General features: G+C 65.3%; 8 protein-coding genes. 3 read left to right on the plus strand and 5 right to left on the minus strand.

Annotated elements, in window-relative coordinates:
* Positions 1-30 precede the first annotated feature (30 nt).
* The 3 genes from kduI to Q5H93_RS06985 form a co-directional block, all read right to left on the minus strand.
* Positions 31-861 (minus strand): 5-dehydro-4-deoxy-D-glucuronate isomerase, encoded by an 831-nt coding sequence (gene kduI / locus Q5H93_RS06975; protein ID WP_305005786.1) that lies wholly within the window; start codon positions 859-861, stop codon positions 31-33.
* Positions 862-962: 101 nt separating this feature from the next.
* On the minus strand, positions 963-1,748 hold the full coding sequence (locus Q5H93_RS06980; RefSeq protein WP_305005787.1) for an SDR family oxidoreductase: 786 nt from the start codon (positions 1,746-1,748) through the stop codon (positions 963-965).
* A gap of 442 nt (positions 1,749-2,190) precedes the next feature.
* The gene (locus Q5H93_RS06985; RefSeq protein ID WP_305005788.1) at positions 2,191-4,800 is read right to left on the minus strand and encodes a T9SS type B sorting domain-containing protein; all 2,610 of its coding nucleotides are present in this window, start codon (positions 4,798-4,800) and stop codon (positions 2,191-2,193) included.
* 416 nt (positions 4,801-5,216) lie between these two features.
* On the opposite strand from Q5H93_RS06985, the gene Q5H93_RS06990 reads away from it, so the two are divergent.
* Positions 5,217-6,278, plus strand: coding sequence for a T9SS type A sorting domain-containing protein (locus tag Q5H93_RS06990; RefSeq protein ID WP_305005789.1), 1,062 nt, complete (start codon positions 5,217-5,219; stop codon positions 6,276-6,278).
* 328 nt (positions 6,279-6,606) lie between these two features.
* On the opposite strand, the gene Q5H93_RS06995 is transcribed toward Q5H93_RS06990, so the two are convergent.
* Positions 6,607-8,370, minus strand: a complete 1,764-nt coding sequence (locus Q5H93_RS06995; RefSeq protein ID WP_305005790.1) for a T9SS type A sorting domain-containing protein — start codon at positions 8,368-8,370, stop codon at positions 6,607-6,609.
* A 570-nt stretch (positions 8,371-8,940) separates the two neighbouring features.
* Here Q5H93_RS06995 and Q5H93_RS07000 point away from each other — a divergent pair.
* Entirely contained in the window at positions 8,941-13,632 is a 4,692-nt protein-coding gene (locus tag Q5H93_RS07000; protein WP_305005791.1) for a beta strand repeat-containing protein, read from the plus strand.
* Between the two features lie 313 nt (positions 13,633-13,945).
* Here Q5H93_RS07000 and Q5H93_RS07005 read toward each other — a convergent pair whose 3' ends face one another.
* On the minus strand, positions 13,946-14,953 hold the full coding sequence (locus Q5H93_RS07005) for an NIDO-like domain-containing protein (RefSeq protein WP_305005792.1): 1,008 nt from the start codon (positions 14,951-14,953) through the stop codon (positions 13,946-13,948).
* Positions 14,954-15,251: 298 nt separating this feature from the next.
* Between Q5H93_RS07005 and Q5H93_RS07010 the strand changes: the two genes are divergently transcribed.
* Positions 15,252-16,280 carry a LacI family DNA-binding transcriptional regulator gene (locus Q5H93_RS07010; protein ID WP_305005793.1) on the plus strand — a complete coding sequence of 343 codons (1,029 nt, stop codon included), beginning with the start codon at positions 15,252-15,254 and terminating at the stop codon, positions 16,278-16,280.

Below are 16,280 nucleotides of genomic sequence, written 5' to 3' on the forward strand. Positions count from 1 at the left end.
AGTCTTGGGTGGGATTTCAAAAGCAGAGGATTAGCGCAGCGTATCGAGCGGCACGGCGTCCATGTCGGTGTATTCGCGGTTTTCGCCGGCCATGCCCCAGATGAAGCTGTAGCTGCCCGTGCCGCAGCCGGTGTGGATGGACCAGGGCGGCGACAAAATGGCCTGTCCCTCGCTCACCCACAGCGGGCGGGTTTCCTGGGGTTCGCCCATCAGGTGCAGCACGCGCTGGCCGGGCGCCAAATCAAAGTAGAGGTAGGCCTCCATGCGGCGGTCGTGCACGTGGCTGGGCATGGTATTCCACACGCTGCCAGGCTTTAGGGTGGTGAGGCCCATCACCAGCTGGCAGCTCTGGATACCCTCGGCGTAGATGTATTTGTAGATGGTGCGGGCATTGGCCGTGTCCTGCTTGCCCATCTCGACGGGCGTGGCCTCGGCCTGCGTCAGGCGGCGCGTGGGGTGCGCGTGATGCGCCGGGGCCGACAGCAGATAGAACCGCGCCGGCTGCGCCGCCTCGGCACTCTCAAACTGCACTTCGCCCGCGCCCATGCCCACGTACAGGCAGTCCTGCGAGCCCAACTCAAACGTCTCCTCCCCTACCCGCACCCGGCCCGCGCCGCCCACATTCAGCACGCCCAACTCGCGGCGCTCCAGAAAGTGGGTGGCCTTGAGGTTCTCCGGGCAGGGCAGGGCCAGCGGCGCGCCGGTGGGCACGGCCCCACCCACAATCATGCGGTCGTAGTGCGTGTAGGTGAGCGTCAGCTCGCCGGCCACAAACAGGTTTTCAATCAGAAAGTGCGCCCGCAGCTCCGCCGTGTTCATGGCGGCGGTTTCGCGGGGGCTACAGGCAAAGCGTTGGGTCACGGAATGAGTTTTGAATTATGAGTTTTGAGTTATGAGTTGTTGTCTTTGAGTGCTGAGTGCCGAAAAACTCGTAACTCATAACTCAAAATTCATAACTCCTATCATCGTCCCATCCAGCCGCCATCCACGGTCAGGATGGTGCCGTGGACGTAGTCGGCGGCGGCCGAAGCCAGGAAAACGGTGGGGCCTTTGAAGTCGTCGGGCGTGCCCCAGCGGCCGGCCGGGATGCGGCCCAGGATGCTGGCCGAGCGACCCGCGTCCTGGCGCAGGGCCTCGGTGTTGTCGGTGGCGATGTAGCCGGGGGCAATGGCATTCACGTTCACGCCCTGGCCGGCCCATTCGTTGGCCAAAGCCTTCACCAGCGAGCCGATAGCACCCTTGCTGGCCGCGTAGCCCGGCACGGTGATGCCGCCCTGAAACGTGAGCAGCGAGGCCGTAAAAATGATTTTGCCCCGGCCCCGGCGCAGCATCTGCCCGCCAATGGCGCGGGCCAGGCGGAAGGGGGCGTCGAGGTTGATAGTCAGCACGTCGTCCCAGTCGGCGTCGGAATGCTCAGCGGCGGGGGCGCGGCGAATGGTGCCAGCGTTATTAATAAGGATGTCGAATTGCGGAAAGTGGGCCAGCACCTGCACGATGAAAGCATCGACCTGCGCCCGGCGGCTGAAATCGGCCTGGTAGGCGTGAAACTCGCGGCCGGTGGCGCGCACCAAGCGGCCGGTTTCGCCGCCGTCGGCAGGCAGCGAGGCTGACACGCCCACGATGTCGGCGCCAGCCTCGGCCAGCGCCACAGCCATAGCCTGTCCAATACCCCGGCTGCACCCCGTGACGAGGGCCAGCTGCCCGGTCAGGCGGAAAGAATCGGGGAAGGCAGCGGCGGGGGCAGACATGGCAGTTTTAGGAATCTTCAGGGGCCAAACCAGCGCTTAGGAATAAGTGGCGCCGGTTTGTGTTTTATAAACTTCCGACCATCCCCCGCCAAAAGCAAGGCTTTGGGGGTTTTTATTTGCGCAATCGTTACCGGCAACGATGCCACGTAGCGCAAAATCAGCCTGGAATGATTATTTGAGGGGTTTCGGGTTGGACGGGGGATTGAGAAGCGGAGCTGGGGCTGGAGATATAGTGGATGACGCGAATTTGCACTTTTCCAATTCAACCAATTCTACTGGTGCAGGTAGAGACGCCATATTTTGCGTCTCGCCGTTGAACGATTCGCAAGCGGCGTGGCCGATGAGAAGCAAAATATGGTGTCTCTGCCCACCCACACTGCTGCCCAAAAAAAGCCCGCGCTACTGGTAGCGCGGGCATTATCAAATTACTTTCCAAAGCAAGCTACCGCAGTACTTCCACCATACCTTTGCTGGCCTGTCCCAGCGGGTCGGTCAGGTGGTAGTAGTACACGCCATCGGCCAGGCCGGCGGCATTCCACTGGTTCTGGTAGTTGGCAAATTCGGCCACGAGGCGGCCCCAGCGGTTGAAGATTTTGAGCTCGCCGCCCACCTTCTCGCCGCTTACCACGAAGGTTTCGTTGAGCTGGTCACCGTTGGGTGTGATGATGTTGGGCACCTGCGTGGTGGGAATCACCGCGTGGTAGGAAGCGGTAGCGGCCGGGCAGGTAGCGCCGCCCGCCGTGCTGCTCACGCGCAGCCGGATGAGGTAGTTGCCACCGAGGCTGAGCGTGAGTGGAGCAGGCGTGAACTGGCGCGAGAACACAACTTCGGGCTCCGTCAGGGGCTGGCCCAGGCCGTTGCGCAGGCGCTGGTAAGTCCAGCGAACTGAGTCGGAGGCGGTGCCGCCGGCGGTCGATTGATTGATAAAGGTATAGGTGATAGGGGGTCGCCGGATAATACTGCCAGTGCCGCTGGCCGAGTCGGTGCGGAAGGCGGCGAGGGGCGCCCGCGCCACGCGCACCAGCACCGAGGTGGTATCGCGGCAGCCGTAGGGCGCGGCCCCGGTCACGGTAAGGTAGTAGCGGGTGGTGGCGGCTGGCTGGGCGGTGAGGCTGGGGCCGCTGGCAGTGGCTGGCAGGCCGGCGCCGGCCCAGGTGTAGGCGTAGGCATCGCTCAGGTTGTCGGCGCGGGTGGCGGAGCCCTGTAGCGTCACTGAAGAGTTGGAGCACACCTCATTGGCCGACGCGGTGGCCACGGCGCGGGGCGGCGGCACCACGCGCACCAGCACCGACGTCGTATCGAGGCCGCAGCCGGGGCCGGGGGCAATAGAGGGCGTGATTTGCAGGAAGTAGCGGGTGGTAGCGGTCGGGTTCACGGTGATGCCGGGGCTGCTGGCCTGGGCAGGGTTGAGGCCCGTGCCGCCGGGGCTGGTGGTCCAGCGGTAGGCGTAGGTTTGGGGTATCACGGCGCCGCCCTGGCGCACCGAGTCGGGCCGGAGGACGCGGCCGTTGAGCGGCAGCGAGCCGCCAGGACAGATGGACGCCACGCCGCTGCCGTCCAGGCCGGGCGTGGCAATGGCCGCCCCCGCCTGCACCTGCCGCCCGGGCCGCACCTGCACGATGATGGTGCGGTACTGCGTGCCCTTAATCGGGCAGGCATTGTCTTCGATGCGGTAGTTGAGCAGGATACGCGTGCCCGCCGTGCCCGGCAGCGGCTGAAACGAGAAGGTGCCCACGGGGTTAGCCGTGCCGTTGCGCACGAGGGTAAACGTGCCGATGTCGCCGTTTTGCAGCAGGTTAGTATTGATGTCGGCGGGGAAGAATACCGTCAGCAAATCCTGCGGGTTGGGGTCGCGGAAGGTGATGCTGACCCGCGAATACGTGCAGGTGGGGATGCTGATGAGCGTGGTGTCGCGCTGGTTGATGACGGTAGCGTCGGTGCGGGGGTCAGGCACCACGCTGATGGGGTTGGCGGGCACCTGGTTGCTGCCACAATCCACCACAATCACCAGGAAATCACGGCGCACCGAGCCCACTTTGTAGTAGCGGCCGTTGATTTTGCGGTATTCGGTCACCTTGCCCACCACCACGTACTTGTTTTCCATCTGGTCGCGGGTCGATTGCAGCAAGGGCACGTAGCGCGAGGGCGTGAAGGTGAAGCTGCCGGCCTCGGCGTTGAAGTAGAAGCTGGGCACTACCCGCTTGGTGGGGCAGGTGCCCACGGTGTCCATTTTCACGATGATGGGCAGGGTGGGCGAAAACGCCAGCGGCGTGGTCGGGCACTGCAGGGCGCAGGGCGGGGTGGTCGAGAGCGTGGTGCTGGCGCAGGGCGGCGCGGGGTAGGTTTCGTAGCGCGACAACACATTGCAGTTGTGCAGCGGCTGCTCCAGCGAGTACACCAGCGAGTCGGCGCGGCCGTTGTTGAGCCGGTCGGTATCGGTGGCGCCGAAGGAAATGGTAGACTGCTGGTTGACGCACACGAAGGGCACCGGCAGGTTGGTGTTGTTGAACTGCGGCGAGTTGTTCTGAATGGGCTGCGTCGCGTTGCCGGGCAGGGTGATGAGGTTGTTGAGCGTAGCCTCCATGCGCAGGTTCTGGTTGTTGGAATCGAGCAGCGTGGCGGTGTAGGGCCGGGCGTCGATGGTGACGCTCAGCACCCACTCGGCGGCGGGCGGCAGCGTCACGGTGCCTTGGTAGAGGCGGGTTTCGTAGTTGGGCAGCGCCGAGCCGCCGCCGCACACATTGCCGCCCTGCGTGCCAGGACAGTAGGGCGCGCCGATGGTGGACTGGCCCACCGGCCGCAGCGTGGCCGAAGCGGCGGCCGTGCCCGAGCAGCTGCCGCTGTTGCGGCAGGTCAGCGACAGGGTGCCGGGAATGGAGGTACCCGAGCAGTCGCGGAAAAAGGAGACGGTGACGCGGTACTGGTTGTTGCCCAGCGACTCGTAGGTGATTTGCCCGGCCTGCCCGTGCGTGGCAAAGGCGCGGGGCGCGGCGCCCAGCAACAGTACCCAGGTCAGCAGCCACAGCGCGGCGCTTGCGTAGTTCTTTTTCATAAAAGTGAGAGGGGGGAATAAGGCGAGCCCGGGGCTCTGGCCCGACAGCGGTAGGGCACTAATGGCCGGCAAGCTAGGCGCCGCCAAGGCCGAAACATGCCGTTTTAGCAAGGTTTATTTGCGCAATCGTTGTCGGGAACGTTACCAGTCGCCTCGGCCGGGCTGCCACTCGTTTGTCGGTCCTATCGTCCGAGTTAGAACCACTTTACAAGGGCAGAACCAGCTAATTGGTAGCCTGCCGGCTCGAATCAGCCACTTGGCAACGATGCCGGCAACGATTGCGCAATTAAAGTTGGCGGCGGGCATCCGGTTTAGGGCCCGGGCGGTGGAAATTGCGGTCCTTATTCGGGTTTGGAATCATTCTGATGTGCTTCCACCACCCGCTTTTCAAACTCAATTTCTTACTCCGACTTACCATGAAAAAAATTGTACTTCCCGCATTGCTGGGTTTGGCGGGCCTGGGGCTGGCGCATTCGGCAGCCGCTCAAGCCACCTTCGTTCAGTGGCCGATGACGGCCAATAACAGTGACAATGCGGCGGTCCGCACAGCTAATATCCGCACGGTTACGCCCACCTTCCGCCGCTTTGTGCTGTCGGACGGCAACCTGCCCACCGGCACCGGCAACCAGGCGTTTCCGGCCTACTCGGCCGCTGGCCAGGCCTTTGCGCTCACCTCCGCAGGTGGCGGCTGGAGCTCCAATGCCACCCCTCTCCCCGGCCCGGGCAGCACCCCGCGCCGTGCCTACTACGAGCAGTTCGTCGTCACGGCCGCAACCGCTGCGCACCTCGACTCGGTAACGATGAATCTCAGCGTATTCAACACGGCGAGTGGCCGGGTGGCCGTAGCTTATTCCAGAAGCAGCTTCGTGTCGGACTCGACCAGCGTAACCGGGGGCACTGGTCCGGCCATCGCCAACACAACCAACAACACGCCCGGCGGCGTACTGCCGGCGGCTAACAATGGCTCTTTCGGTGTGAACTCGAACGGCAACGCCGGGGCACAAGCCAATAATGCCGCCCTTCTGCCGCAAGGCACCGCCAGTGGCGTAGCCGACCGCTACGCCTTCGCCCTCAACGGCGCTACTGGGGTCGACCTGACTCCAGGCCAGAGCCTCACGGTGCGTATCTACGTCGGCGCCAGCACTACCGGCATCGGCCGCTATGCGCTGCTGCGCAACGTGACGCTGAAGAGCGCCGCCGCCGGCCCGACCGCTACCGCCAACGCCCGCGTCGTGAAAAACGGCCTGCAGCTGGCCCCTAACCCCGCCACCGAGCAAGTAGCCGTGAGCCACCCCGCCGCCAAAGCCGGCGCCACGGTAGCGCTCTACAGCATTACCGGCCAGAAAATTATCGCCACGCGCACCCAGCCCGGCACCACTGCCACGACGCTCGACCTGCGCACGCTGGCCACCGGCCTCTACCTGGTGGAGTACGCCGACGGCGAGCAGCGCGTCACCGCCCGCATCGCGAAAAACTAACCCGGGTCTCCCCTCTACCCTACCCAATTCAGAACGCCACCGGGATTTTCCCGGTGGCGTTTTTTTGTGCCGGCTGGCATCAGTCGGACGCCTGGAGAATTAGAAGGCGCCAGGCGTTTTTCGGTGCATCAGAACACCGACATTTAATTGGCAAACGCGGGGGCCGGGCTTGGCTTCCCTCGCTTGCGCTTGCGACGTCTGGGCATTGGGCAACGATGCGGGCGGGGGCAAGCCCCGACACGCCCATCTGAAAACAAACAGCGCGCACCATCCTATGGATGATGCGCGCTGTTTGTTTCGCCGAGAATTACTGACAATACGCTACCTCTTATTCGCGAGCGCACTTGGCCGACAGCGTCACCTGCTCATCAGTGTAAACAACCAGGTAGTTGCCTTTGGGCAAATTGTCGAAAGTGAAGGCCGTTTCTTCGGAGCCAGCGGCGGCACTACGGCTCAGCACGCGCTGCCCGACAAAGTTGTACACGGCAATGCGGGCCTGGCGGCCGGCGCGGGGGTGCGCCAGGGTGATTTGCTCGGTGGCGGGGTTAGGGTACAACAGCAGGCTGCCAGTGGCCTTGCTGCCGGGGCGGGTGGCCGTGGGGATGACGACCAGGCCGTTGAGATAGTTTTCGAGGTTGGGGTAGCCGTTGGGGGCGGTGGTGTTGCGGTCGGCGGCGTTGTTGGGGTTGAGGCCGTTGGCAGTTTCCCAGGCGTCGGGCATGCCATCGTGGTCGGTATCAGCGGGCGAGGTGCCGCAGGTAAGGACGGGCCAGGCGCCGGTGGTCTGGGCGTAGGGCGTGCCGTGCGGGTAGCCGCCCTGCACGTCAATGATGGCGCCGGTGCGGTTGCGCACGTCATCCATGATGCGCCGGTCGAGGGCATCGCGGGCGGGCAGCACGCAGCCCACGCCCGCCAGCACCGAGTTATAAGCATCCTGGGCTGACTCGGTGACGACGGGACCGATGTTGAACTCCGTCGTTACTTTCGACAGCACCGTATCGGCCAGCGAGCTGCCCTGCATGCCCACGCCGCGCCAGTTGCGGGCGGTGTTGGTAGCATTGCCATCCACGTAGTTGCCGGTCAGGTAGATTTTGGGGAAGGGCAGCACCGGCGCGGTGGTTTGCCGGTAGGGGTTCATGATGCGGGAGCGGTTGGACGTAGTGCTGGGGCCCGGCTTGTAGTAGTTGTTGACAATGTTGTAGTTGCCACCCTCGCCGCCGTACACGTTGTTGCTGCCCCAGTTGTAGATGACGTTGTTGCGGAAGTCGCAGTTTTCGGAGCCGATGGCGGCGCCGTAGCGGGTGCCGTTCCAGCGCGGGGTGCGGCTGAGGCAGTGGGCAAACATGTTGTGGTGGAAGCTGGCCCGCTTGCCGCCCCAGATGCCGCCGTAGCCGTGGCGCTCGTAGTCGGTGTCGCCGGCTTCGAAGTGGTAGGAGTAGTTCAGCGGCTCGCTGATGAGGTTCCACTGCAGGGTCATGCTGTCGCAGGCGGCTCCATAAAAGGTAAAAGCCTCGTCGTTGGACCAGCTCATGGTGCAGTGGTCGATGATGAGGTTTTTGCGGTCGGTGCCGCTGAGGGCGTCGTCGTTGCCGCTGCCGTCCACGGGGTTGCCGGCGGCATTCACCAGCTTCTGGTAGCGGTCGCCGAGGCGAAAGCGCAGGAAGCGAATGATGACGTTGTCACCATTGACGGTCACTTGCTTGTCCGAAATGCAGATGCCGTCGCCGGGAGCCGTCTGGCCGGCCAGGGTAGTGTTGCGCGGAATATTCAGCCGGGTGAGCAGGTGAATGGTGCCGCACACCCGGAACACGACGGTGCGGGCCGGCACCGCCGTCACCGACTGGCTCAGGGCGTAGCGCAGGGTGCCGGGCGTGTTAGTATCGGCCAGGCTGGTTACCTCAAACACCGTGGTGCCAGCCGTGCCCCGGCCCCGCCCGCCGGTGGTGAAGCGTCCAGCGCCCTCCGCGCCCGGAAAGGCCAGCAGCTGCGCCTCGGCCGTGGAGGTGGCGATGGTACCCAGCAGCAGGCCAGTTAGCAAAGTGGGAAGCAGGCGAGTGGCTGACGGCGAAGCGCGGAAAGAAACTGGGAGCATAAGTCAGATGAGAAAACAGCAGGCAACTTGAAAACCGACCCGCCCGGTTGCCAGCCCGGGCGTTTCAGTCTTTAATATTACCACCGACCAGGGCTAAAAACGCCATTTCTGGCGGCTTTTTCCGCGCAATCGATGCCGGGAACGATGCCATCATCAAGGCTTCACGTGCTTGCTTCTCCAGCTTGCGCAAATGCGCCAACCCGGTGGTTAAACCCGGCCTGCTGCCAGCCGACGCCCCTGGCCTAAGGCATTGCCAAAGCCGCAACCGACGTGGCATCGTTCCCGGCATCGATTGCGGAAATAAATACAGGAAAAGAAGTACACAAGGACTGCTTGTGCATCCAACTTGCATGGCATTAGTGGCTTCGCCCTGCCTGAAAACGAGTTGGAGAGCTTCGATTTTCAGCGGCGCGACGGCTGCTAATGCAAACCCCAGACCTTCACTTTTCACCTAATTCCCACCATGCCTCCTCCGCAGGTTTTCGGCCGGACTGCCCCCGCAGCGGGGCCGTGAAGCGGCGTCCGCCGATGTTCCTGTCTAACCCTTTTTAACCTTTTGCTTTATCACATATGAAGAACCTACTACCTTCTGGTCGGCGTAGTGCCGGGCGGTTTTTTGCGGGCGTGCTGACGCTGCTGGCGGGCTTGCCCCTGCTGGGTCAGGCGCAAACGCTGTCGCTGTGGCCCATGGAAACCAACGCCACGCCGACCACCACGGCCACGGGCATCACCAGCACCGCCCCCACGCAGGCTGATTTGGGGCTACCCAGCACCGCTTCGATACAATACACGGCCGTGCGCGGGCAGTCGCTGTCGCCGGTGAACGACGGCAGCGGCTGGACCGGCGTGGCCCTGCTGCGCACCCGCTACGAGCAGTTTGCCGTGACGGCCGCCACCGGCTACTCGGCTAATGTGCAGTCTATTTCGCTCAACACCGGCGTTATCAGCACCGGCAACGGGCGCCTGGGCGTTTCGTACTCCACTGACCCGGCCTTCGCCACGTTCAGCGAAGCCTCGTCGGCGACGCTGCCGGGCGGCGGCACGGGCACCGGCACTTTCGCGGCCCCGGCTACGCTGCCCAACCTGAGCAGCGGCACCGGCACCAGCGGTACGGCCGCGGCTACCACGGCCTTCTCCTTCCAGTTGGGGGCCAGCGGCGCGAGCCTGACGACCGGCCAGACGCTGTACATCCGACTGTATTACAACGCCAATAGCACCAGTGCCGGCCGCTACGCCCTCATTCGCAACGTGGCCGTGAACGGCACGGCCACAGCCAACGGCCCAGCCTGCGCCAGCGTGACGGGCCTGACAGTGGGCAGCATCACGCCCACCACGGCCTCGGCCTCGTTTACGCCCGGCGCCAGCAACACCAGCTACACCGTGACCGTGACGCCCACTGGCGGCAGCACTACCACGCTCAGCCCCAACCCCACTGCTTCGCCGGTGAGCTTGACCGGCCTGGCGCCCAGCACTGAATATACCGTGACCGTGCGCAGCACCTGCAGCAACGGCGGTAATGGCAACGTGGTCAGCACCACCTTTACCACCCTGGCGCCCCCGCCCTGCAACGATGCCACCAACATCAGCATCAGCAACCTGAGCAGCACCTCGGCGCAGCTCGTTTTCACGCCCGACGCCAGCAATACCGGCCAGACGGTGACCTTCACGCCCCAGGGCGGCAGCACCACTACCCAAACGGTCACGGCTTCGCCCGTTACGTTCCCGGGCCTGAGCAGCGGCACCCAGTACACGGTTACCATCCGCAGCAATTGCAGCGGCGGCGGCCTGGGCACCTTGATTACCCGCACGTTCGTGGCGCCGGTAGCCAACTCGGCCCTGCTGCAGGAGTGGCCTTTGACCACCGATAACGCCGATAATGCCGGCACCCGCTCGGCGGGCGTGACGGCCTCGACGCCGACCTTTACCGGGTTGGTTTCTTCGACCAGCAGCACCGTACCGGCTTATTCGGCCAGCATCGGCCAGGCCTTTGCGCCGGCAGCCAACGGCGGCGGCTGGGGCAACACCAGCAACCTGAGCGGCTCCATCTACCAAGAATACACCATCACGGCCACCGGCACTTACACCGTGCGGGTTGACTCGCTGACGTTTGCCACGGGCATTCTGTCGTCGAGCAACGGCCGCCTGGGCGTGCGCTACTCCACCAACGGCTTCGCTACGGCGGGCAGCGAGCCCAGCGGCTGGGATTTGCCGGCCGGCGTTACCACCGGCTCTAACTCTGGCTTCAGCAATGCCTTTACGAGTATGCGCAACCTGCCCGTGGCCCCGGCCGGCGGCAGCAGCCTCACCGATGCCGACACCTACCGCCTGGCCCTCAACGGCACCACCGGCGTAACCCTGACGCCCGGCCAGACCCTAACCGTGCGCCTGTACTACGCCGTGGGCACCGGCAGCACCGCCCGCTATGCCCTGCTGCGCGACGTGAAAGCGAAAGGCCAGGCCACCTTCACCGCGCCGGTCTGCAACGACCCGACGGCCGTGAGCGTGAGCGGCATCGGCTACACCGCGGCTTCGCTGAATTTCACGCCCGGCACCGGCAACACCAGCTACACCGTGACCCTGACGCCCCAGGGCGGCAGCACCACCACGCTCACGCCCAGCGCCTCGCCCGCAGCCCTCACGGGCCTGACGGCCAACACCGCCTACACCGTGACACTGCGCGCCAACTGCTCCTCGACCGGCACGCAGACGGCCACCATCACCCGCACGTTCTCGACCCCGAAAATGCCGCTGCAGCTGTGGCCCCTGCGCGTGAGCGCCGCCGACACGGCCGCCATGCGCTCGGCTTCGGTGACGGCCAGCACGGCATCGCTCAACCGCCTCGCGGCTTCCAGCGCCTCCAACCCGCCGGCTTTCTCGGGCAAATACGGCCACGCCTTCGCCCCCAACGCCGACGGCACCGGCTGGAATGCCCGCGCGGGCGCCACCAGCAACAACCCCAGCCGCGGCTACTATGTGGAGTTCCCGGTGACGGCCGCCAGCGGCCAGTCGGCCCGCCTCGACTCCATCGTGTTCAAAACCGCCTTCTTCTCCACTTCGGGCCGGCTGGCCGTGTCGTATTCGCGCAGCGACTTCACCCTCGACTCGACCGAAACCAGCGCCAGCTTTGCCGCCCCCCTCACGGTGACGCAGCAGGTGACCTCGCCCTCGACCACGCCGAACAACAGTATCTTCCGCCTGGCCCTGAACGGCGCTACCGGCGTGACGCTGCAGCCGGGCCAGACCCTGACCCTGCGTTTCTACTACGGCGCCAGCACCACCAGCAGCCGCTACGCCCTGCTGCGCGACGTGTACGTGGCCGGTGATGGCATGACCTTCGTGCCCGGCGACCTGATGGTGAGCACCGCCCAAACCATCTCGGGCACCTACAATAACGTGACCGTGAGCGGCACCGGCACCGCCACCCTCGGCGGCACCCTCACCGTGAACGGCACCCTGACCGTGCAAAGCGGCGGCACCCTGGCCCCCGCCTGCCAGACCCTGAATGGCCCGGGCAGCTTCGTGCTGAGCGCCGGTGCTACGCTGGCCGTGTGCAATGCCAACGGCATCAGCAGCAGCGGCGCCAGCGGCGCGGTGCAAACCAGCGGCAGCCGCTCGTTCAGCCCCGATGCCAACTACATCTACAACGGCACCGCCGCCCAAACCACCGGCAGCGGCCTGCCCGCCACCGTGCGCAGCCTCACGGTGAACAACTCCAACGGCCTCACGCTCTCGCAAGCCCTGAGCGTGGCCCAGCTGGCCCGCCTGCAAAGCGGCAACCTGACCACTGGCGGCAACGCCTTCACCCTGTTGTCGGGCGCCAGCGGCACGGCCGTGCTCGACAACACTGGTGGCATCGTAGTGGGTGCCGGCACCATGCAGCGCGCCATCACGAGCAGCATCACCGGCCCAGCCTACCGCCACTTCTCGGCTCCGGTGAGCAACGCCACCATGAACGACCTGAGCACGGCTGGCTTCGCCCCCGTCGTGAACCCGGCCTACAACTCGGCCGCTCAGCCCAACCTGGTAACGCCTTTCCCCACGGTATTCGGCTACGATGAAAGCCGCATTGCCACGGTTACCTCGAACTACGGCGCCTTCGATAAGGGCTGGTTCTCGCCCGCCAGCCTCGCCTCGGCCATGACACCCGGCCGCGGCTACACCGTGAATGCGCCCGCCACTGCCACGCCCATCGACTTCGTAGGTACGTTCAACAACGCGGCCCAGAACTCGGGCGCCCTCTCGCGCGGCACCGATGCCCAGGCCGGCTACCACCTGCTCGGCAACCCCTACCCCTCGCCCATCGACTGGAGTACGGTAGGCGCTGCCCAGCGCCCCGGCATGGACGCCACGATGTACGTGTATGAAAGCAACGGCCAGTACACCGGCACCTACCGCGCCTACACCAACGGCGTAGGCGGCGCTTCACCGGTAATTGCCGCGGGCTCGGGCTACTTCGCCCGGGTGAGCACGGCCGGCACCCCCGGCGCCGTGAACCTGACCAACGCCAACCGCGTGACCACCTTCGGCACCCAGCCCACTTTCGGCCGCGGCGCGGCCGACAGCCGCCCGCAGCTCCAGCTGCAGGTAGCCGGCGCCGGCGTGCAGGATGCCGCCTTCGTGTACTTCCAGAACGGCGCCACCGCCGCCCTCGATGCCGAGTACGACGCCCTGAAAATGCCCAACACCACGGGCCTGAATTTGTCGTCGCGGGCCGGCACCGAGGCGCTGGCCATCAACGGCCTGCCTGCCCTGGCCGCTGGCACCGCCACCGTGCTGCCGCTCACGCTGCTCGTGCCGCAGACGGGCGCCTTCACGTTCAGCGTGCCCACGCTGGCCAACTTCGGCAGCACCCGGGTGTATCTGCGCGACGCCGCCACCGGCACCAGCCAGCTCCTGACGGCCGGCGCCACCTACGCCTTCCAGCTCACGACGGCCACGGCCGGCACCACGCGCTTCGCGCTGGAGTTCCGCGCCACGGGCGCCCTGGCCACGCAGGCCGGGCTGGCCGCCAGCCTGGTGCAGGTGTACCCCAACCCGGCGCACGGTAGCTTCACGGTGCTGCTGCCGGCCGTGGCGGGTCAGCGCGCCGTGCAGGCCACGCTGCTCAACGCCCTCGGGCAGGTGGTGGCCAGCCGCAGCATCGCTCTCACGGCCGCCGGCGCCAGCAGCGAGTTCGACGTGCAAAGCCTCGCCGCCGGCGTGTACGCCCTGCGCCTGCAGGCCGGTAGCCAGGTCATCACCCAGCGCGTGGTGGTGAAGTAAGCTGCCTGCTTCAATTGCGGAAACACCCCGGATGGCCTGGCCGTCCGGGGTGTTTTTTTATACCTGCTTAAGAACCCCAACAGGGTTCTTAAGCTCTAACTATTCAATACAAATAGCAGCACGACGTCGGCGTGGGGCTTGCCCCACCCGGCATAACCGCGCCATCTGCCAACAACCGCACTCTACCGGACCAACAGCCCTACCCTATCGGCACGACGTAGGAGCGGTCAGGCCCCTACGTCGTGCCGATAGTCCATAAAAAAAGCGGCTTGCCTTCAAGGCAAGCCGCTTTTCTGAAAGCTATTACAAGCGCTTAGTTTTCCACCACCAGCCGCTGCGTGCGCCGCCCCGACTGCACCAGGTACAGCCCGGCGGCCAGGCCGCGCAGGTCGAGGCTGGTGGCGCCGGCGCCCAGCGTGCGCACCACGCGGCCCTGCGCGTCGAGCAGGCGCAGGGGCTGGCGGGCATCGTGGCCCAGCACGCGCACCGTGGTGCTGGCCGGGTTCGGCGCCAGCTGCAAGGGGGGTTGCGCAAACGCCGCACGGTTGGCCGTCGGCGTGCTCGGGGTGAAGGTGAAGATGCGCCCGCTGGTGGCCCGGCCGCTGATGGTGGTCGTTTCGGTGGTGGTGCTGGTGGTGGTGGCCAGCTGCAGGCTGGCCAGCGAAATAAAGTCGCCCGCCGCCGTGCCCGCGATACCCACCGAGGCCGTCCGGTTCGAGCCCGCGGCGCTCGTGGAGCCCTGCAGGTACATCAGCTTCACCTCGCCGGTGGCTTCCAGCAGCTGCACCAGGCACGAGGCCACGGGGCCGGCGGCGGTGGTATTCCAGCGAATGTTGCGCCACTCGATGGTGAAAATGCGGCTGCCGGCCGTGCCGCTGGTTTGCACAAACAGGTCGCCGTCGGTGCCGGCCGCCCCGCCGGGCGCGCCGAAGCTGATGTCGTCCCACAGCGGGGCCACAATGGGCCGGGGCGTGCCCGAGCTCAGGTTGTTGGCGGGGCCGGCATCCACGAGGGGCTGGCCGAAAGTCAGCCAGCCGTTGGTCGAGGCCGAAACGGTGGTGTAGGCCGTGCCGCCGAAGGTGAAGGGAAAGCCAATAGGCAGGTTGTTGTAGTAGCCTTCGTCGCCGTCGCCGGCAGTGCGCACGGCGGCGGTGGTGGTGGGCTGCAGGCCCTGGTAAGCGGCCGCATTGCTGCCGGCGGCCACCATCGTGTACGTTCTGATGGCCTGGCTTTGAGCCGCGCCCGCCGTCAGCAACAGGATGGGCAACAAGGCCAGAGGCAAGCGCTTGGCGGCGCTGGGAAAGGAGGAAAAATGCGGCATAAGACGGGTGATGAAGCGGTGGGTGGGAATGGATTTTAAGCGGATTGCTTGGGTATTAAGCAGATTTGTGGTACTCTTGTGTTTGCAATACCTGATTCAAGGTTCCCCTATTGCTACGGCAATAGCAAGAGTTGGACAATTTATTTTTGTGCAAACGATGCCGGGAACGATGTCACCCCCACTCCGCGCCGGCATTGGCGGCCCGCCCGGCGTCTGGCCCCACAAAAGCCGCCTGATTTGGATTGCCGACGCGGGCTGTTGCCCGTACGGTTATTTTGTACATTAACAGGAAAGTCACTTGGACCCCGTCACCATCAAAGACATTGCCCGCGCGCTGAATCTATCGACCTCCACGGTTTCCCGGGCCCTGCGCGACAGCTATGAAATCAGCCCCGAAACCAAGCGGCTGGTGATGGAATACGCCGAGAAAATCAACTACCGGCCCAACCCCATTGCTCTCAGCCTGAAGGGCAACAGCAGCAAGGCCCTCGGCGTCATCGTGCCCCAGATTGCCAACAACTTCTTCTCGCAGGCCATCAACGGCATCGAGGCCATTGCCTACAACCGGGGCTACCACGTCATCATCTTCCAAACCCACGAGTCGTACGAGCGCGAGCTGGCCAACATGCAGCAGGCCGTAGCCCGCCGCGTCGATGGCCTGCTACTGTCGCTGTCGAGCGAAACCTCCGACCTGAGCCACATCAAGGCGCTGCACGCGCAGGGCATGCCGCTGGTGCTCTTCGACCGCGTGGCCGATGAGCTGAACGTGAGTCAGGTAGTAGCCGACAATTTTACCGGTGCCTACGCCGCCACGGCCCACCTGCTCAGCACCGGCCGGCGCCGCATTGCCCACCTCACCATTCCGCCCTACCTGTCGATTACGCAGGAGCGGCTGGCGGGCTACCGCGCCGCGCTGGACGCCTACGGCGTGCCCTTCGATGAAAACCTGGTGCGCTACGGCACCTTCGGCCCCGACGAGGCCGACCAGCTCGTGGACGAGCTGCTGGCGCAATCGCCCCGCCCCGACGCCTTTTTCACGGCCAGCGACCGGCTGGCGCTGGGCTGTCTCAAGGCCCTGCGGGAGCGCGGCATCGCCATTCCCGAGGATATTTCGCTTATCGGCTTCACCAACCTGCAAGCCGCCGAAATGCTGAACCCGCCCCTGAGCACCGTGACGCAACCCGCCCAGGAAATCGGCCAGCTGGCCGCCGAGCGGCTCATTGAGCTTATCGAGCGCAAGCACAAAGCCGCGCCCGTGAGCACGGTGAAGCTGCCGACGGTGCTCACGGTGCGGGGGTCGTCGCAGCGGGACCCGGCCGGCAGCTAG

Source organism: Hymenobacter aranciens (assembly GCF_030580865.1).
Classification (GTDB): Bacteria; Bacteroidota; Bacteroidia; order Cytophagales; family Hymenobacteraceae; genus Hymenobacter; species Hymenobacter aranciens.